General features: G+C 73.6%; 18 protein-coding genes. 10 read left to right on the top strand and 8 right to left on the bottom strand.

Going from position 1 to position 16,837, the window contains the following annotated elements; translation table 11 throughout:
* Window positions 1-91 precede the first annotated feature (91 nt).
* The 6 genes from ACH01S_RS21030 to ACH01S_RS21005 all read left to right on the top strand — a co-directional run bounded on the left by ACH01S_RS21030 (window position 92) and on the right by ACH01S_RS21005 (window position 4,730).
* The gene (locus ACH01S_RS21030; RefSeq protein WP_067893795.1) at window positions 92-1,051 is read left to right on the top strand and encodes an NAD(P)/FAD-dependent oxidoreductase; all 960 of its coding nucleotides are present in this window, start codon (window positions 92-94) and stop codon (window positions 1,049-1,051) included.
* Window positions 1,048-2,265 (top strand): MFS transporter, encoded by a 1,218-nt coding sequence (locus ACH01S_RS21025; protein ID WP_067893793.1) that lies wholly within the window; start codon window positions 1,048-1,050, stop codon window positions 2,263-2,265. Before ACH01S_RS21030 ends, ACH01S_RS21025 begins: the two co-directional genes overlap by 4 nt.
* Before the next feature lie 134 nt (window positions 2,266-2,399).
* The gene (locus ACH01S_RS21020; RefSeq protein ID WP_218010333.1) at window positions 2,400-2,993 is read left to right on the top strand and encodes a COG4315 family predicted lipoprotein; all 594 of its coding nucleotides are present in this window, start codon (window positions 2,400-2,402) and stop codon (window positions 2,991-2,993) included.
* Window position 2,994: 1 nt separating this feature from the next.
* Window positions 2,995-3,507 carry a COG4315 family predicted lipoprotein gene (locus ACH01S_RS21015; protein WP_067893790.1) on the top strand — a complete coding sequence of 171 codons (513 nt, stop codon included), beginning with the start codon at window positions 2,995-2,997 and terminating at the stop codon, window positions 3,505-3,507.
* 5 nt (window positions 3,508-3,512) lie between these two features.
* Window positions 3,513-3,983: a hypothetical protein gene (locus ACH01S_RS21010; protein WP_148344061.1), complete on the top strand. Its 471-nt coding sequence runs from the start codon at window positions 3,513-3,515 to the stop codon at window positions 3,981-3,983.
* A gap of 42 nt (window positions 3,984-4,025) precedes the next feature.
* Complete coding sequence (locus ACH01S_RS21005) at window positions 4,026-4,730, top strand: hypothetical protein (protein ID WP_148344062.1); 705 nt, start codon at window positions 4,026-4,028, stop codon at window positions 4,728-4,730.
* A gap of 64 nt (window positions 4,731-4,794) precedes the next feature.
* Here the strand turns inward: ACH01S_RS21005 and ACH01S_RS21000 are convergent, their stop codons facing one another.
* The 3 genes from ACH01S_RS21000 to ACH01S_RS20990 form a co-directional block, all read right to left on the bottom strand.
* Window positions 4,795-6,585: an AfsR/SARP family transcriptional regulator gene (locus ACH01S_RS21000; protein WP_067893784.1), complete on the bottom strand. Its 1,791-nt coding sequence runs from the start codon at window positions 6,583-6,585 to the stop codon at window positions 4,795-4,797.
* Between the two features lie 104 nt (window positions 6,586-6,689).
* A complete protein-coding gene (locus tag ACH01S_RS20995; protein ID WP_067893782.1) occupies window positions 6,690-7,073 on the bottom strand; it encodes a rhodanese-like domain-containing protein in 384 nt (127 codons plus the stop codon).
* Window positions 7,074-7,129: 56 nt separating this feature from the next.
* On the bottom strand, window positions 7,130-7,564 hold the full coding sequence (locus ACH01S_RS20990; protein ID WP_148344063.1) for a hypothetical protein: 435 nt from the start codon (window positions 7,562-7,564) through the stop codon (window positions 7,130-7,132).
* A gap of 308 nt (window positions 7,565-7,872) precedes the next feature.
* Here ACH01S_RS20990 and ACH01S_RS20985 point away from each other — a divergent pair, with 308 nt between their 5' ends.
* Together ACH01S_RS20985 and ACH01S_RS20980 are read left to right on the top strand one after the other, a co-directional pair.
* The gene (locus tag ACH01S_RS20985; RefSeq protein WP_067893779.1) at window positions 7,873-8,688 is read left to right on the top strand and encodes an MBL fold metallo-hydrolase; all 816 of its coding nucleotides are present in this window, start codon (window positions 7,873-7,875) and stop codon (window positions 8,686-8,688) included.
* 131 nt (window positions 8,689-8,819) lie between these two features.
* Window positions 8,820-10,100: a hypothetical protein gene (locus ACH01S_RS20980; RefSeq protein ID WP_067893777.1), complete on the top strand. Its 1,281-nt coding sequence runs from the start codon at window positions 8,820-8,822 to the stop codon at window positions 10,098-10,100.
* 239 nt (window positions 10,101-10,339) lie between these two features.
* Here ACH01S_RS20980 and ACH01S_RS20975 read toward each other — a convergent pair whose 3' ends face one another.
* Window positions 10,340-10,882 (bottom strand): cupin domain-containing protein, encoded by a 543-nt coding sequence (locus ACH01S_RS20975; protein ID WP_067893868.1) that lies wholly within the window; start codon window positions 10,880-10,882, stop codon window positions 10,340-10,342.
* A 78-nt stretch (window positions 10,883-10,960) separates the two neighbouring features.
* On the opposite strand from ACH01S_RS20975, the gene ACH01S_RS20970 reads away from it, so the two are divergent.
* Together ACH01S_RS20970 and ACH01S_RS20965 are read left to right on the top strand one after the other, a co-directional pair.
* Complete coding sequence (locus ACH01S_RS20970) at window positions 10,961-11,461, top strand: MarR family winged helix-turn-helix transcriptional regulator (RefSeq protein WP_067893775.1); 501 nt, start codon at window positions 10,961-10,963, stop codon at window positions 11,459-11,461.
* A gap of 102 nt (window positions 11,462-11,563) precedes the next feature.
* Window positions 11,564-12,022: a VOC family protein gene (locus tag ACH01S_RS20965; RefSeq protein ID WP_067893773.1), complete on the top strand. Its 459-nt coding sequence runs from the start codon at window positions 11,564-11,566 to the stop codon at window positions 12,020-12,022.
* A 34-nt stretch (window positions 12,023-12,056) separates the two neighbouring features.
* On the opposite strand, the gene ACH01S_RS20960 is transcribed toward ACH01S_RS20965, so the two are convergent.
* The 4 genes from ACH01S_RS20960 to ACH01S_RS20945 all read right to left on the bottom strand — a co-directional run bounded on the left by ACH01S_RS20960 (window position 12,057) and on the right by ACH01S_RS20945 (window position 16,830).
* Window positions 12,057-12,698, bottom strand: a complete 642-nt coding sequence (locus tag ACH01S_RS20960) for a carbonic anhydrase (protein ID WP_067893771.1) — start codon at window positions 12,696-12,698, stop codon at window positions 12,057-12,059.
* 65 nt (window positions 12,699-12,763) lie between these two features.
* Entirely contained in the window at window positions 12,764-13,894 is a 1,131-nt protein-coding gene (locus tag ACH01S_RS20955; RefSeq protein ID WP_067893770.1) for an ABC transporter ATP-binding protein, read from the bottom strand.
* A gap of 18 nt (window positions 13,895-13,912) precedes the next feature.
* Window positions 13,913-15,685 carry an ABC transporter permease gene (locus tag ACH01S_RS20950; protein ID WP_067893768.1) on the bottom strand — a complete coding sequence of 591 codons (1,773 nt, stop codon included), beginning with the start codon at window positions 15,683-15,685 and terminating at the stop codon, window positions 13,913-13,915.
* Window positions 15,686-15,747: 62 nt separating this feature from the next.
* The gene (locus ACH01S_RS20945; RefSeq protein ID WP_067893765.1) at window positions 15,748-16,830 is read right to left on the bottom strand and encodes an ABC transporter substrate-binding protein; all 1,083 of its coding nucleotides are present in this window, start codon (window positions 16,828-16,830) and stop codon (window positions 15,748-15,750) included.
* Window positions 16,831-16,837 lie beyond the last annotated feature (7 nt).

The following is a 16,837-nucleotide window of genomic DNA, read 5'->3' as shown; positions in this document are numbered from 1 at the left end:
CCTCCATTGCACCTCGGCCGTCCCGAAAACGGCAACAAGAGTTGCCGCGCCCGCAGGCGAACGGCGATGGTCTGCGGCGGAGGTGGTCGCGATGAGCGATGTGATCGCAAATACCGGATACGACGTCGTGGTGGTCGGTGCGGGCGCCGCCGGGCTGAACGCGGCGCTGGTCCTGTCCCGGGCGCGGCGCCGGGTGGCCGTGGTGGACGCGGGCGAGCCCCGCAACGCCCCCGCCGCGCACATGCACGGATTCCTGTCGCGGGACGGGATGCCGCCCGCCGCGCTGCTGGAGGTCGGCCGGGCCGAGGCCGCCGGGTACGGGACGGCGTTCATCGACGGCCGGGTGGACCACGTCGAGCGCGCCGGCCCGGGCTTCTCCGTGCGGCTGACCGGCGGCGCGGCACTGGACGCGCGGCGGCTGGTGGTGGCCACCGGCCTGCGGGACGAGCTGCCCGACATCCCCGGCCTGGCCGAGCGGTGGGGCAGGGACGTCCTGCACTGCCCGTACTGCCACGGCTACGAGGTCCGCGACCGGCCGCTGGGCGTGCTGGGCAGCTCGCCGGGCGCGGTGCACCAGGCGCTGCTGCTGCGGCAGTGGTCCGAGGACGTGGTGCTCTTCACCCACACCCTGGACCTGACCGCCGGCGACCGCGAACGCCTCACCGCCCGCGGCGTGCGGCTCATCGGCGGCCGGATCAAGCGCGTGACCCGCGACGGGGTGAGCGGGGTCGAGTTGGCCGACGGCCGGACGGTGCCGCGCGCGGCGGTGTTCGTGTTCCCGCGCATGGTGCCCAACGACGCCCTGCTGACCGCGCTGGGCTGCCGGACCGAGGACGGCTGGGTCGCGACCGACCGCACCGGCCGGACCAGCGTCCCGGGCGTGTGGGCGGCCGGGAACGTGGCCGATCCGCGCGCGCAGGTCGTCACCGCCGCCGGCATGGGAGCCGCCGCGGCCTTCGCCGTCAACGCCGACCTCCTGGACGAGGACGTCGACCGCGCCGTCCAGCGGCACCGCGACGCCGCCGCCCTGGCGGGAGGCGAGGGCCGGTGAGCGCCGACACCACGGCGCAGCGCCGGGCGGCCGCCGCGGCCTCCGGCCGGAGGCTGCCGCTCGGCGTCCACCTGCTGGCGTTCAGCCTGTTCGCGATGGGCAGCGCGGAGTTCCTGCTGGCCGGGGTGCTGCCGGAGATCGCCGCCGACCTGGACGTCAGCCTGTCCGCCGCCGGTGCGCTGATCTCGGCGTTCGCCGTGGGGGTCGTCGTCGGCGGGCCCGCCTTCGCCGTCCTGACGCTGCGCCGGCCGAGGCGGACCACGCTGGTGGCCGCGCAGGCCGCCTTCGCCGTCTCGGTCGCCGTCGGCCTGCTGACCGACAGCTACGCGGTGCTGCTGGCCACCCGGCTGGCCTGCGGCCTCGCCTACGCGGGGTTCTGGGCGGTCGCGGCGGTCACCGCGATCGCCCTCGTCACCCCCGACCGCACCGCACGCGCCTCCGGCGTCGTCGTCAGCGGGCTGAGCCTGGCGATGATCGCCGGAGGCCCGGCCGGGGCGATGCTCAGCCACTTCACCGGATGGCGCGGCGGATTCTGGGGCGTGGTCGCCCTGACCGCCCTCGGCGCGGTGCTGACCCTGCTCGCGGTACCGGACACGAGCGCGGACGGCGCGCCCAGCGTCCGACGCGAGCTGCGCACCCTCAAGCGTCCGCGGCTGTGGGTGGTCTACGCCGCCACCGTCCTGAGCACCGCCGCCTACATGATCACCTTCAACTACCTCGCGCCGTTCCTGACCGGCGTCACCGGCGTTCCCGGCGTGTGGGTCCCGGTGGTCCTCGCGCTGTTCGGCGTCGGGGCCTTCGTGGGCCTGTCGGTCGGCGGCCGGATCGCCGACCGGCGCCCCACCCGCGCGCTGCTGGCCGGGGCGCTCGGGACGGCGGGCGGGTCGGTGCTGCTCGCGCTGCTGGCCCGGCACGCCCTGGCCGTCGTCCCCCTGGTCCTGCTCCTCGGGATCGCCGGATTCGTGCTGAACCCCGCCATCTACGGACGGGTGTTCGCCATCGCGTCCGCCGCGCCGACCCTCGCCGGGGCCGCCACCGTCTCGGCGTTCCAGCTCGGCATCAGCCTCGTCCCGGCGCTCGCCGGAGCGGCCCTGACCGCCGGCGCCGCGATCACCTCGGTCTCCTGGATCGGCGCGGCCCTGGCGGCGTGCGTCGTCCCGGCCGTCCTGCTCGACCGGCGGTTGCGGCCGTCCCCGACCGCGCCGCCGCCGTGACGGCCGCCATCGCCGGGTAAAAGCCTTTCCTGGAATCGCGGGACCTGCTATCGGGCCGGTACCGGGGGTACTCGAGGTCGAGGCAAGTGACACACCGGCGGACCCGGCTCCGCGTTTCGGGGGGAGGGCAACACATGTCTCAGACGCAGATGGCCGACCCGGCTCACCGGCCGTGGCGGCGGCGGATCGCGAAGGTGCCGACGCTCGCCGCGGCGGCCGCGGCGGGGCTCGTGGTGGGGGTCGCCGGGTGCGGCGGCGACGGAGGCGGAGACTCCTCCGCCAACGACCAGGCGGTGACCACGACGACGGCGACGCCCCAGTCCCCGGCGCAGACGGGCGCCGCCACCGGGGAGACGATCAAGACGGCGACCGTGGGCAACCTGGGCCAGATCCTGGTCGACGGCGAGGGCCGGACGGTCTACCTGTTCGCGAAGGACTCGGGCACCACCTCGTCCTGCTCGGGGTCGTGCGCGGCGGTGTGGCCGCCCGTCACCACCTCGGGCAAGCCCGCCGCGGGCACGGGGGCGGACGCCACGAAGCTCGGCACCACCAAGCGGAGCGACGGCTCGACCCAGGTCACCTACAGCGGGCATCCCCTCTACTACTACGCGCCCGACGGCACCACGCCCGGCAGCGCCAAGGGCGAGGGCCTCAACCAGTTCGGCGCCAAGTGGTACACGCTGTCGGCGTCCGGGGCCACGGTCACGCCGAAGGGCGGCGGCTACTGACATGCGCGGTCGGCGGGCGGCCCGGCTCCGGGGCGCGCCGGTCGCCGTCCCGGTCGTCGCGGTCATGGTGGCCGCCGGCTGCGCGACGGCGACGAACTCGCTGCACCCGGGCCGGGCGGAGATCGGCACCGAGCGGGTGTCCTCGCTCGGGCAGATCCTCGTGGACGGCAAGGGCCGCACCCTCTACCTGTTCGTCGCCGACCTGCCGAACCAGTCGAGCTGCGACGGGGCGTGCGCCGCGATCTGGCCCCCGGCGACCTCCGCGGGCCCGCCGACGGCGCGCGGCGCCGCCCAGCAGTCGCAGCTCACCACGATCCCCCGCCCGGAGGGGCCGCGCCAGCTCGTCTACGGGGGCCATCCGCTGTACTACTACCAGGCCGACACCGGACGCGGCGACATCCGAGGGCAGGCCCTCACCCAGTTCGGCGCCGAATGGTACGCCGTGTCCCCGCAGGGCCAGCAGGCCGAGGGCGGTACGAGCGCGGGCCACGGCGCGCGGCGCCCGGGCAGGTGACGACGGTGCGTGATCTACTCCGCTACCTGGGCGCGCTGCTGCTGTTCGGCATCGGCGCGCTCCACCTCTACGAGTACTTCGCCGAGTACTACCGGGTCGTCCCGGTCATCGGCATCCTGTTCGCGATCAACTTCGCCGGGGCGGTGCTGCTGGGGCTCGCCCTGATCGCCCCGCTGGAGTCCCTGCCCGGCCTCCGCTCGATCCCGGTCGCGGGCCGCGCGCCGCACGCGCTCGTCGCGGCCGGGGCGATCGGGTTCGCGCTGGGCACGATCATCGGGCTGCTGATCACCGAGCACGGCACGCTGTTCGGGTTCCACGAGTACGGCTACCGGACGACGATCGCGCTCGCGCTCGGCCTGGAGTCGGGCGCCGCCGTCGTCCTGGCGGGCTTCCTGGCGCTCGAATCACGGCGCCCCCGCCGCGCGGCGCCCGAATCGCGCCCGGCGGGCTCGGTTGGACGGAGGCCGTCGGGGTAGGGCGCTGAATAGGACATTCGACTCAAATGGGGAGGTATGGCTATGACTGGGAGAGCGAGCTCCCCGCGCACCCCGATGTCCGGAGTGCTGAAGGCGCCGCGCAGCCGGGGGATGATCACTGGGCTGCTGCTGATGCTGCTGGCGCTGTGGGGCGGGTTCATACTGTTCGTCGGCCCCTACTTCTCCTTCGGGTTCGGGTCGACGGCGACCTGGAACTACACCAACGACCGCCTGGTGCTGTCCATCCTTCCGGCGATCGCCGTGGGGATCGGCGGGCTGATCCTGATGATCAGTGCCGCGCGTCCGATCGCCATGGTCGGCTCGTGGCTGGCCATCGCCGGCGGCCTGTGGTTCGTCGTGGGCACCACGATCGCCCCGCTGTGGGGCAACGGCGTCGGGCGGGCGCTCGGCGGCCAGACGCGCCAGATCGCCGAGCACCTGTCGATCTACCAGGGCCTCGGCGCCATCATCGTCCTGCTGGCGGCGATGGCACTCGGACGCTTCCTGGTGGTCGGCGTGCGGGAGGCACGGCGAGCGGAGGCGGGCCGCGCGGCGGCCACCGCGGGCGGCGCCGGAGCCGCGGAGCGCGGCGGCCGCGGGACCGCGGCTCCCGAAGCGGACCGCGCCGGCCGCGGGTCCACCGCCGCACCCGAATGGGAGCGGCGACCGGCCTCCGGCCGCGAGGGCGAGCGGCCCTCGGAGACCGGCGGACGGCAGTGGCACGCGGACATGCCGCGACGCCGCTGAACCGCAGCCCGCGATAGGACGTCGATAAGGCCGGGCATCCCGGGCCTCTTCCCGGGACGCCCGGTCAGAGCAGATCGGCGAGCACGGGATTGTCGATGTCGGCGGCGAGCTGCCGGGCCGCGGTGAGCGCGCCGCCGTCGCCGAGGCGGTGGCGGTGCAGATGGGCGCGCACCACGAACTCGCGCATGTCGCACCGGGCGGCGAGCGCGGCGAACGCCGCGACGAGCGGCCCGGCGCGGTCGGCGTCGCCGTCGTCCAGCGCGGCCGTGATCATGGCGTCGAGGACGTAGCCGTGGACCCACTGGTAGCGGTCCGGGATCCGGGCGCACCGGGCGGCGGCGTCCTCGAACCAGCCGGTGGCGGCGGCGCCGTCCCCGCGCTGGACGCTGAGCAGGCCGAGCCCGCGCGCGGCCATGCTCTGCCAGCACGGGTCGCCGAGCAGGCAGGCGAGGACCCAGGACTGCTCCAGCGCCTCGGCCGCGGTGTCGGCGTCGCCGCCGGCCAGGTCGAGTTCGGCGCGCAGGATCCGCGGCCAGGGCAGGAACGCCATCCAGCGCTGCTCGTGCACCAGTTCCAGTGAGCCGGTCAGCGCGGTGGCGGCCTCGGCGCGCTCGGCGCGCAGCAGGTGCGCGCGGGCCTGGATCGACAGCGACCACGCCCGCTGCCGGTGGTCCCCGCAGCGGCGCGCCCGCTCCACCGACTCCCGCAGGTGGCGCAGGGCGGCCGGGTAGTCGCCGCGGTCGGAGGCGTTCATGCCGCGGACGCCGAGGACGGCGCTGAGCTCCTCGTCCGTCTCCGCCAGCGCCTCGGCCCGCGCCAGCCACGCGTCGGCGGTCTTGCGGCGGCCCGCCTTCACCTCCAGGAAGCCCAGTTGCCGGTGGGCGGTCACGGCGGTGGCGCGGTCCCCCGTCCGCTCGGCGAGCTGGATGGCCTCGTGCAGCAGCAGCGCCCCCTCCTCGTCGCGGCCCGGGGTGGCGTGGGCGAGCGCGCCGCCCAGCACGGCCGCGGCGCGGGCCCGCAGCGCGACGTCCCCGGAGCGCGCCGCCTCCGCCACGGCGGCGCGGAGGCACTGCAACCCGGCGTCGACCACACCGGCTGCGATGGCGGCCCGGCCCGCCTCAAGCTGGCTGGACGCCGCCGCCCGCGCGCTCGGCATCGGTACGGGCGGCCGCGCGGGCTCCGCCGCCACCGCCTCCCGGAGCGCGGGGGAGGCCGCGACGCCCAGTTCCCGGCGCAGGATGTCCTCGCACACCTCGACCTGCCGGAGCGCCGCCGTCCGGTCGCCCGCCGCCGCGAGGCCGCGGACCAGGACCTCGTGGTTGCCCTCCTCGACCGGGTTGCGGGCCACGGCGCGCGACGCGTACTGGATCGCCTCGCGCGCGTGCCCCGCCGCCAGCAGCGCGACCGCCGCCTGATGCAGCCGCGCCTCGACCGCCGCCGACACGCGGTGCCGCTCCACCAGCAGCCACGATTCGAACTCCGGGCTGGCGGCCGGGTGGACGCCTTCGAGGAGCTCGCCGCCGAGGTCCAGCAGCGGGGCGGGGTCGTCGCTCGCGCCCTTGAGCAGGTGGAGGTCGACCCACGCCCCCGGCCCGAGGTCGGTCGCCACGGGGTCGCCACCGAACAGGCCGGGGGCGCCGAGCGCGCGGCGCAGCTCGGCGAGCGTCCAGCGCAGCGCCCCCAGCGGGTCGGCGGCGTCGCCGAACAGCAGCTCGGCCAGGCGCTGCCGGCGCGGCGGGCGCTCGGCCAGCAGCAGGTAGCCGAGCAGGGCCCACGCCTTACGGCCCCTGGGCGGCTTGAGCGGCCGCCCGTCCCGCTCGACGGACGGCGGCCCGAGCAACCGGATCCTCATCATGGCCCCACCCCATTGGGCGGCGCGCTGGCGCCGTCCCGAGGTTCACCAGTGTGTCCTGGTGCGCGGCGTCCCGGCCGCCCCGCGGCCATCCGGATCCGGCCACGTCAGGGGCGTGCCTCGACCGGGCGGCCGTCCTCCTTCCACGCCGCGAGCCCGCCGCCGAGATGCGCGACGTCGGTGTACCCGATCTCCCTGAGGCTCCGCGCGGCCAGCGCCGACCGGCCCCCGGACGCGCAGTACAGGATCGTCAGCGCCGCGGGGTCGAACTCGGGCCGATGGTAGGGGCAGGCCGGATCCGCCCAGAACTCCAGCATCCCGCGGGGCGCCAGCACCGCGCCCGCGATGGCGCCGTCGCGCCGCACCTCGTCCGGCTCGCGCAGGTCGACGACGACCGCGCCGCCCTCCAGCGCCTCGGCGACCTCGGCCGCCGACATGTCGCGGACCTCTCCCCTGGCGCTCGCCACCAGATCCTTGACGGTCTTCCTCATGCTTTCACCCGTTTCCTTTTCGAGCGGAGTTCACCCGGCGTGTTTCGCCGGAGGTGCTAGAACGGCCAGAAGTCGCCGTGCACCTCATTGGATTCGACGGTGTAGATGGACCCGTTCGGACGCACGAAACGGTTCTCCGTGTAGAGCTCGTCCCCGGTGGCGCGGTCCTCGTTGAGCAGGACCGTCCGGACCGTGTACGTCTCGTTGAGGAGGACCGGACTCCGCGAGTACTGGAAGTCGTCGCCGTCCGGCCAGTCGGCGCCCCACATGATGGACTGGACCATCCGGTCGCGCGCGTCGGCGGGCGCGCAGGTGTTGGTGACCCGGTTGTACTTCACGAATCGGTATTCGAAGGACGCCGAAATGCGCAGCGTGCACCGCGCCGTCGCGGCGTCCGCGGGCGCCGCCGACAGAGCGCCGATGGACGACGCCACCAGCGCGCCCAGCGCGAAGTGACGCGCGAACCGCCCCCGCAGAGTCTTCACTTTCATGTCCGCCTTCCGCACATGCTCGTCGAGAAGGCACACGTCCCCGGACTTCCCCCATCGGTGCGGACACGCCCCGGCCATCACGGCGGTACCTGGCGCTTCGTCCCCCGGTTGGTGCACCCCCGCGGCAGTCCCGACTGCCGCTGACATGAACGATGCAGCCCCACCGTGTGACCAAGCGTGTGACGCGGATGGAAGGCGGGCCGCCAGGTGGATTTCGCCGCTGAACGGGGAGGGGATCACCAGCACGTCCTGACACACCGTGCCCGGGAACCGGCCGAGGCCGCCGACGGAGCGGAAACGGGGTCATCATGCCTGACGACGCGATCACCCTCACCTTCATAGGGAACGCGACGACGATCATCCGGTACGGCGGGCTGACCCTGCTGACCGATCCGAACTTCCTGCGCCGGGGCCAGCGGGCCCACCTCGGCTACGGCATCACCAGCAGGCGGCTGAAGGACCCCGCCATCACCGTCGACGCCCTGCCCGCGCTCGACGGCGTCGTCCTGTCGCACCTGCACGACGACCACTGGGACCCGGTCGCCGAGCGGCACCTCGACCGCGGCCTGCCGATCCTCACCACGGGCGCGGCGGCCCGCGCGCTGCGCGAACGCGGGTTCCGCGCGACCGCGGGCCTGCCCACCTGGCGGACCGAGACCGTCGCCGGGGAAGGCCACGAGATCCGGATCACCGCGCTGCCCGGCCGCCACGGCCCCGGCCCGCTGCGCCACCTGCTGCCGCCGGTGATGGGTTCGCTCCTGGAGTTCGGCCCGACCGGCGGCGGCACCCGGTTCCGGCTCTACATCAGCGGCGACACGCTCATGTACGACGAACTCGCCGAGATCCGCCGCCGCTACCCCGACATCGACGCCGGGATCGTCCACCTGGGCGGCACGCGGCTTCTGGGGCTGCTCACCGTCACCATGGACGGCCGCCAGGGCGCGCGGTGGCTGGAGACCACCGGCTGCGCCACGGCGATCCCCGTCCACTACGACGACTACACCGTGATGAAGTCACCGCTCTCCGACTTCGAACGCGAGGTGACCCGGCGCGGCATGGGCACCCGCCTGCGCCACATCGACCGCGGCGGCACCCTCACCCTGACCCGCGCCACCACCCCATAGGCCCCCGCGAGACGGCGTAGTGAGGAGGGGGACGGATGACCGCACCGGCCGAGCAGGTGTAGGAAGGTACACCCGTGCTCGGGGGCTCAGACCCATCGAGTGCGGGCGCGGGCGGACCTAGCGTCGGCGGCATGTCGAAACTCACGGCTCGTACGCGCTCCCACCGCGTCCCGCTGGGCGGTGCCGGGATCGTTCTCACCGCGGTGTGCGCGACCGCGGTCGGCCTCGCCCTCAGCCCCTCGGACGGTCACAGGGCCGCCGCCGCCAACGCGGCGACCCCCCAGCGCGGCGGCGTGGTGTCGGTGACCAGGGTCGCGCACATGTCGCCCGCGCAGACCCGTGCCTACCTCACCTCGATCGACCCAGCGCTCGGATCTCCCCGTCCGCGAAACGGGGTGGACACCTACCGGGTCGTCTACCGGACGATCTCTCCCGGCGGCGCGCCCACGACCGCGAGCGGCGTGGTCTCCCTGCCGCTCGCCGCGACGAAGAAGGCACTGCGGCCGGTCAGCTTCGCCCACGGAACCCACGTGTCCAGGTACTACGCGGGCTCGGTCGCCGAGGACGGCCAGAGCCGCGCGGCCGCGATCTACTACGCGGCCGCCGGGTACGCCGGGGTCGCCCCCGACTACCTCGGACTGGGGCTCGGGCCGGGCCCGCATCCGTACATGGACGCGGGCTCCGAGGCGTCGGCGTCCCTGGACATGCTGCGCGCCGCGCGGTCGGTCGCGGCCGCCCGTGGCGGACGGTTCGACAGGCACGTCCTGGTGACCGGCTTCTCCCAGGGCGGTACGGCCGCGATGGCGCTGGGCCGCGAGTTGCAGCGCGGCGCGGACCCCTACCTCCGGCTCGGAGCGCTCGCCCCCGTCAGCGGCCCCTACGAGCTGCGGCACGCGCAGATCCCGGAATCACTCCGCGCCGGGTCCACGCTCGCGCCGAAGGCTTCGGTGCTGTACCTCGCCTACGCGACGGTGTCGTGGAACCGCCTGTACCACCTCTACGCGTCCCCGTCCGAGGCGTTCAAGGCCCCTTACGACAAGATCGTGGAAGGTCTCTTCGACGGCACCAAGGACCAGGACACCGAGATCATGCCGCGCCTGCCGGACACCCCCGGAGACCTGCTCACCCCCCGGTACCGGCGGTGGCTGCTCCATCCCTCGGGGGCGCTGCTGCGAGCCGTGCGGTCGTCCGACGGCACCTGCGACTGGGGACCGCGCGTCCCGACCCGCCTGTCGGCCGGGTCCGGAGACGAGCAGGTCGCCTTCTCCAACACGCTGAACTGCGCGGCGGCCCTGCGCTCACACGGCGCGAAGCCGCAGCTCGTCGACTACGGCCGCGACACGCGCCACATGGATTCGCTTTCCCGGGGCCTCCCCGACACCCTCCACTGGTTCCAACACCTCGAACGCTGACGCCGCCCCGAGTCGGTAATCGCGTGGTGGACGTCAGACGGGCACCTTCTTCGTTTCGAGGACGCGGAGGGCTTCGAGGAGGTGGCCGCGGAACACCGCTCGCGCAGACCTGGGCGACGTTGGCGTGTTGGCGGACGAGGGGCAGGCGTCGGCCCACTCCTGAGCCGGCGCGGCCCGGGTCGGTGCGGTCATGACCAGGTCTCCTCCCGGCGCTGGACGCTTCGGCGATACCCGGCGCACTACCCGCCCTCCGGGTGCCAGGGCTGGGCCGTCGGGCCCTTGGTCATGTCGGTGAAGTAGCTGTCGTGGTGGAGGAAGAAGGCGATCCGTTCCTCGTCGCTCATACCGGCGAGGTGGCCGACCCCTTCGAAATAGCCTTCGCGGGCCGCGCCGGGGGTGAACAGCATCAGGAAGTCGACCGGCTCGCCGGACTGGTTCCCGAAGGAGTGCAGGCCGCCCGGCGGGACGTGGAGGAAGTCGCCCGCTGACGCGTCGAACCATCGCCGGCCGTCATAGACCCGCAGGGTGCCGGAAACGATGTAGAACGATTCGGTCATCGTCTTGTGGAAGTGGGTGCTCGTGCCGGCCGCCTCGGGGCTCATGCGGACGCGGTAGAGGCCGAACTCTCCTCCGGTCGATGCCTTGGTGGCAAGATAGTCGGTCCGCCCGCCGGTGGGTGTGACGAGGTCGGGCGGGGTGTCGGCGGAGCGGAAACGCGCGCTGACCTCGCCGTGGTCTCGGTGATAGCGAGGGGGCGGGTAGTCGCTGTCCAGCCAGGACATCGTCATCTCCTTGTGTCCGGGTCGAGCATATCTCTTCCCGGTAAGATACTACTAAGCGACTGGCAAGAGAGGTGAGAGATGGGTGACGCCGTGGACGCGGCGATGGACGCCTGGCGCCGGGAGCGTCCCGACGTGGACGTCTGGCCCGTCGGAGTGATCGGCCGCATCCAACGGCTCGCCCGGCTGCTGGAGGCGGAGATCCAGGGCTTCTTCCGCCGCCACGGCCTCGACAACAGCGAGGCCGACGTCCTGACCACGCTCCGGCGCTCGGGCGACCCCTACGAACTGACCCCCGGCCAACTCGTCAAGGCGTCCATGGTCACCTCGGGCGCCATCACCAAGCGCATCGACCGCATGGTGGCCAAGGACCTCGTCGAGCGGGTCCCGGACGCCGTCGACCGCCGCACGGTGCGGATCCGGCTCACCGCCCACGGCCGCCGGACCATCGACGACCTGTTCGCCCTGCACGTCGCCAACGAGGCGCGCCTGCTCCAGGCCCTCGACCGCGACCAGGCGGACGGCCTCGCCGACGCGCTGCGCACCCTGCTGCAGTCGCTCGGCGACACGTCCCTCACCTGAAAAGAGCGGGCCCGCGGATGTCGAGAACGCGGCGGCGGCTCCGTCCCCGATACGACAGCGCCACCACGGGGGTGCGCGCCAAAGAGCAGAGGAGAGCCCACCATGACGATCCAGCGGATGGACAACGTCGGCATCGTCGTCGGCGACCTGGACGCCGCCGTCGCCTTCTTCGCCGAACTCGGCCTGGAACTGGAGGGCAAGGCGCAGATCGAAGGCCCCTGGGCGGACGGCACCGTCGGGCTGGACGGCGTCCGCTGCGACATCGCCATGATGCGCACCCCGGACGGCCACAGCCGCCTGGAACTGGCCCAGTACAAGAACCCCGCGGCGATCGACACCGGCCAACACGACCAGCCGCACAACACGCTGGGCATGCACCGCGTCATGTTCGCCGTCGACGACATCCGGGACACCCTCGCCCGCCTGCGCCCCCACGGCGCCGAACTCGTCGGTGACGTGGCCCGGTACGAGGACGCCTACCTGCTCTGCTACGTCCGCGGCCCCGAGGGGATCTTCATCGGACTCGCCGAGCAGCTCTCGGACACGCCGAGCCCAGCATGACGCGGGGCACCGGCGAACGTGCGAACTCCTGCTGTCAGTGGCTCTGGGGTACCGGTACGTCCAGGCCGCGAGCGGCGACGACGCGCGCGGTGCCGTCGTCGAGGCGGTAGCACAGGCCCACGGCCGCGGCCTGCCCGGCGGCGATCCGCTCGGTCAGCAGGCGTGATCGATCCAGCAGCAGGTCGACGGTGTACCGGATGTGCTCGGCCAGGATCTCCTCGGTCCGCACGCGTCCGGCGGCCCGTGCGGCCAGGACGCTGGGCGTCACCCGCTCGACGACGTCGCGCACGTACCCGGCCGGGGCCACCCCGTCCTCCAGCGCCGCGCACGCGGCGCCGACAGCGCCGCACCCTTCATGACCCAGCACCACGACCAGGGGGGACCCCAGCACGTCGATGCCGAACTCGATGCTGCCGATCACCTCGGGCCCCATCACATGGCCCGCGGTTCGCACCACGAACAGGTCGCCCAGCCCCCGGTCGAAGATGATCTCAGCGGCCAGACGGGAGTCCGAGCACCCGAACAGGACGGCGAACGGACGCTGGGACGCGGCGACCTCGGCACGCCGCGTGGCGTCCTGGTTCGGGTGCTGCGGAGCACCCGCGACGAACCGCTGGTTGCCCGCCAGCAGCAACTCGAAGGCTTCCCGGGGTGAAGTGGCGTGGATCTCGGTCATGACCGAAGCCTACGATTCCGGCTCCCGCGCCGATCCGGCGGACCGGCGGCTCGGTCTCCCGCGGCCTACCGGCCCGGCTCACCGGCCGTCCGGTCGGCGGCGCGGGCCGGGATGGCGATGAGGCGCTCGGCGGGCAGCCGCAACCGGACGGCGTCGTTCCCGAGGCGGTCGGGGGCGATCCGCGATCGGACGCTCAGCAGCCCGAGCGGAGTCTCCACCTGGTGGAGGAACAGCCCGCCGAGGTAGTGATGGGCGACGGCGCGGCCGTCCACCAGGTTGGCGTCGGGCCCTTCGTGCGCGGACCCGTCGGGGTGGATGACGATGTCGTCCGGCCGGATGCCGAGCGTCAGTTCCGTGCCGACCGCGTGGTCCCCGTGCTTCACCCGCAGCGCCGCGCCGGCGGCCGTGACCTCGATGCCCGTCCCGGCGCGGCCCGTCACCGCGCAGGGGCGGATGAGGTTCATGCGGTCGAGGAAGGTGGCGACGAACTCCGAGTCCGGGGCGGAGTAGAGCTGGTCCGGCGTTCCCTCCTGGACGATTCCGCCGCCGTCCATGACCCCCACCCGGCTCGCGAGCATCATCGCCTCCTCCTGGTCGTGCGTGACCAGGAGGCAGGTGATGCCGGTGCGGGCGGCGAGGTCCTTCAGTTCCATGCGCAGGTCCATGCGCAGGCGGGCGTCGAGGTTGGACAGCGGCTCGTCCATGAGCAGCACCTTCGGGCGCAGCGCGAGCGCGCGGGCCAGCGCGACGCGCTGCTGCTGGCCGCCGGAGAGCTGGGTGACCTTCCGGTCCGCCTGCTGGGTCAGCCGGAAGAGCTCCAGCATCTCCTCGACCCGCTCGCCCACCCGGTCCTTCGGCAGCCGCCGGACGCCCCGGCGCAGCGGGAACGCGATGTTCTGCCGGATCGTCATGTGCGGCCAGAGCGCGTACGCCTGGAACACCATCGCCTGCGGACGCTCCTCCGGGCCGACCCACACGTCGCGGCCGAAGACCCGGTCGCCGTCGATCCACACGTCGCCGCTGTCGGGACGCTCCAGCCCGGCCACGATGCGCAGGGTCGTCGTCTTGCCGCAGCCCGACGCCCCGAGCAGGACGTAGAACTCCCCCTCGCCGACCGACAGGGACACCCCGCGCAGGGCGGGGACGCGGTCGCGGCCCTGGGCGAACGACTTCGAGACGCCGTCGAGCTCGATCATGATTGGACTCCCGGTGCTTCAGAGGGACTGGCGGCGGGCCGCCCGGTAGAACGCGGCCAGCAGCACCGCGATCAGGCCGAGCTGCATCACCCCGAGGGCGGCGGACAGCCCGGTCTCGCCCGCGGAGCTGTAGCCGAAGATCCGCGTCGACATCACGTCCGTCCCGTCGCCGGAGAGGATCACCGTGATGGTCAGCTCCCGGACGGTCAGCAGGGCGATCCAGAACCACGCGTACACGAGGCCGCCGCGGACGGTGGGCAGCACGACCGACAGGAACGTCCGGCCCCGGCGCACCCCGGAGGCCGCGGCCGCCTCCTCCAGCTCCCCGTGGACCTGGAGCATGGTGCCGTGGAGCGTGCGGTACGCCGTCGCGACGAACCGCGCCGCCACCGCCAGCGCGAGGAACGCGGCCGTCCCGTAGAGAGGCAGCCAGCGGTACACCGACAACCCCACGTAGAGGAACGAGACCGCGAGGACAATGGACGGGACGGCCAGGGTCATCATGACGAGCGCGTCGAGCCCGCGCCGGCCGCGCACCCGGGTGCGGGTGACCAGCCAGCTCCCGCAGGCGGCGAGCACCACGGCGAGGGTGGGCACCGCCGCGACGAGCAGGAGCGTCGTCGGCAGCACCTCGGCCAGGTCGTACATGGCGTCGCCGTACGCGTCGAACGACAGGTCGGCGGCCGCCTCCGCCGACGGCGGCCGGAGGTAGGGGGTCAGCGACGCCCACACCAGGGTCAGCACCGGCAGCGCCACGCCGAGCAGCGCGTACCCGAGGACGAACCCGTGGCCCGCCCACCGGCCGCCCCGGGTGAGCCGCATCGGCTCGCGCGCGGCGCGCCGTCCGGTGACGGTGGCCATCTGGTCCGCGCGGCGCACGGCCCGGTGGTACCCGATCATGATCAGCCCGATCGCGAGCGCCATGCCGAGCCCCACCGCCGCGGCGTTCCCGTACTCCGGGGAGCCGGTGGCGCCCTGCGAGTACTGGTAGATCAGCGTGGACAGGACCGTGATGCGCGCGGGCATGCCGAGCATCCCGGCGTAGTCGAACACCTCGACGGCCGCGATGAAGAAGAAGATGGACACCCCCGCGATGGCCGGGGCCGCGACCGGGAGAAGGAGCTGCAGGGCGGCCCGCCACCGCGGGACGCCGTGCACAGCGGCGGCCTCCTCCACGTTCACGTCGATCACCCGCAGCGTGGGGACGAGCATGAAGAACGCGGGCCCGGCGAAGTCCAGCCCCTGCAGCACGATGATCCACTTCAGGGTGTAGATGTTCGTCAGCGGGCCGCCGGTCAGGTCGCTCCACCAGGAGTTGATGATCCCGTTGCTCGGGTTGAGCATGAAGATGTAGCCGAGCGCGACGAGGAAGCCCGGGATCGCCATCTTCATCGCCGCGAGGGCCAGGATGACCGACTTGCCGCGCAGGTCCGTCCGGGCGTAGAGCCAGGCGAGCGGGACGGCGACGACCAGCGTCACCGCGACGGTGCCGAGGCCGAGCGCGAGCGTGCGCAGCAGGGTGGCGGGCAGCCCGGCGGAGCCGAGCACCGTGCGGAAGTTGTCCAGCGACAGGCTTCCGCCCCCGAACCCCTCCTGCGGGCCGAACGCCGCCCACACCAGCCCCGCCAGCGGCACGACAAGGATCGCGCACAGCAGCGCGATCAGCGCTCCGACGGCGACGAGCGGAAGGTCGACGTCGCGGCGGCGGACGCGCCCGGGGCGGGACCGGCGCCGTCCGGGCCGGTCCCGCTCGGGCGCGGCCGGACGCTCGGTGGACAGCTCAGCCGACACGGTTACCGACCTCATCTCTCATTCGGGCTCCGGTGGTTCGGGGGCTCGCCGCGCACGGCCGGCTACTTGCGCAGCAGCCCGGCGACCTGCCGGTTGGCCTTCTCGTAGTCGTTCATCCACCAGTCGGCGTCGGCGGTCATCACCCCGCCGGCCTTCTGCGCGAGCTGGTAGAGGTCGGTTCCGGGGGTGGTGTGCAGGGGCCAGTCGAGGACCTCGTACGCGAGCTTGCGGCCCTGCTCGGTGGCGCTGAGCCAGTAGAGGAGGAGTTGCGCGGCGGACGGGGCCTTCGCGCCCTTGACGATCAGCCCGGCGCGCGGGACGACCGGCACCTTCACCGGCGCGTAGTCCACCGGCGCCTTGGACTGGCGCTGGCTCTCACCGATCCGGACGCCGAATCCGACGGGGAACTCGCCGCTGGCGACCTGGGTGCGGATCGCGGTGGGCACCGAGGCGAGCGAGACGCGCCCGCGCTCCAGCAGCCGGGTGACGAACGTCATCATCCCGTCGATGCCCAGTTCGGCGGCGAGCGGGCTGAACACGTCGGGCAGCCCGGCGGTGACGATCTTGCCCCGCCACCGGTCGTCGAGCAGCTCGTCGAGCGACCGGGGCGGGGCGGCGACCGCTTTGGTGTTGTACAGGATGGTGCGGGCGATCTCCGCGATGGTGATGGCGTTGTAGGACGTCCACACGTTCTTCGCGTCCACCCCCTCCATGGACCCCCAGTCCACGGACTGGACGAGCCCGGCGCCGCTGAGCTGCTTGACCACCAGCGGCGTCGTCACGAAGACGTCGATCGAAGGGGCGACCTGCGCCTTCGACTCCTGGACGAGCTTGTTGGCGAACGCCGGATCCGGTTCCCCGCTGACGAACTTGATGTCGAGGTCCGCGCCGGTGTCGGCGCGCAGCGCGCGGGACAGCTTGCGGGCGTGCGCGGGCGTGCGGGCGTCCGTGCTGACGAACAGCCGGACGCCGCCCTCCTTGGCTGCCTTGTCGGCCAGCCCCTTGAGGGACGCGGGCAGGGCGCCGCCGCGGGCGCCGGCCGGGCCGTCGCCGCCGCCGCAGGCGGCGAGGAGGCCGCTCGCCCCGACGGCCGCCGCGCCGTACAGGAAGGTACGGCGGGTGAGTGCTGAGGAGTGGAGGGGCATGTCGAGA

The organism is Actinomadura chibensis NBRC 106107 (assembly GCF_001552135.1).
In the GTDB taxonomy this organism is placed as follows: Bacteria; Actinomycetota; Actinomycetes; order Streptosporangiales; family Streptosporangiaceae; genus Spirillospora; species Spirillospora chibensis.
This window is presented reverse-complemented; position numbering and strand designations above follow the sequence as displayed.

Bases quoted from the DNA above. Each gene is read 5' to 3' on its own strand.
- ACH01S_RS21030 (WP_067893795.1), top strand. From the start codon at position 92: ATGAGCGATGTGATCGCAAATACCGGATACGACGTCGTGGTGGTCGGT.
- ACH01S_RS21020 (WP_218010333.1), top strand. From the start codon at position 2,400: ATGTCTCAGACGCAGATGGCCGACCCGGCTCACCGGCCGTGGCGGCGG.
- ACH01S_RS21015 (WP_067893790.1), top strand. From the start codon at position 2,995: ATGCGCGGTCGGCGGGCGGCCCGGCTCCGGGGCGCGCCGGTCGCCGTC.
- ACH01S_RS21005 (WP_148344062.1), top strand. From the start codon at position 4,026: ATGACTGGGAGAGCGAGCTCCCCGCGCACCCCGATGTCCGGAGTGCTG.
- ACH01S_RS21000 (WP_067893784.1), bottom strand. From the start codon at position 6,585: ATGATGAGGATCCGGTTGCTCGGGCCGCCGTCCGTCGAGCGGGACGGG.
- ACH01S_RS20995 (WP_067893782.1), bottom strand. From the start codon at position 7,073: ATGAGGAAGACCGTCAAGGATCTGGTGGCGAGCGCCAGGGGAGAGGTC.
- ACH01S_RS20990 (WP_148344063.1), bottom strand. From the start codon at position 7,564: ATGAAAGTGAAGACTCTGCGGGGGCGGTTCGCGCGTCACTTCGCGCTG.
- ACH01S_RS20985 (WP_067893779.1), top strand. From the start codon at position 7,873: ATGCCTGACGACGCGATCACCCTCACCTTCATAGGGAACGCGACGACG.
- ACH01S_RS20980 (WP_067893777.1), top strand. From the start codon at position 8,820: ATGTCGAAACTCACGGCTCGTACGCGCTCCCACCGCGTCCCGCTGGGC.
- ACH01S_RS20975 (WP_067893868.1), bottom strand. From the start codon at position 10,882: ATGTCCTGGCTGGACAGCGACTACCCGCCCCCTCGCTATCACCGAGAC.
- ACH01S_RS20970 (WP_067893775.1), top strand. From the start codon at position 10,961: ATGGGTGACGCCGTGGACGCGGCGATGGACGCCTGGCGCCGGGAGCGT.
- ACH01S_RS20965 (WP_067893773.1), top strand. From the start codon at position 11,564: ATGACGATCCAGCGGATGGACAACGTCGGCATCGTCGTCGGCGACCTG.
- ACH01S_RS20960 (WP_067893771.1), bottom strand. From the start codon at position 12,698: ATGACCGAGATCCACGCCACTTCACCCCGGGAAGCCTTCGAGTTGCTG.
- ACH01S_RS20955 (WP_067893770.1), bottom strand. From the start codon at position 13,894: ATGATCGAGCTCGACGGCGTCTCGAAGTCGTTCGCCCAGGGCCGCGAC.
- ACH01S_RS20945 (WP_067893765.1), bottom strand. From the start codon at position 16,830: ATGCCCCTCCACTCCTCAGCACTCACCCGCCGTACCTTCCTGTACGGC.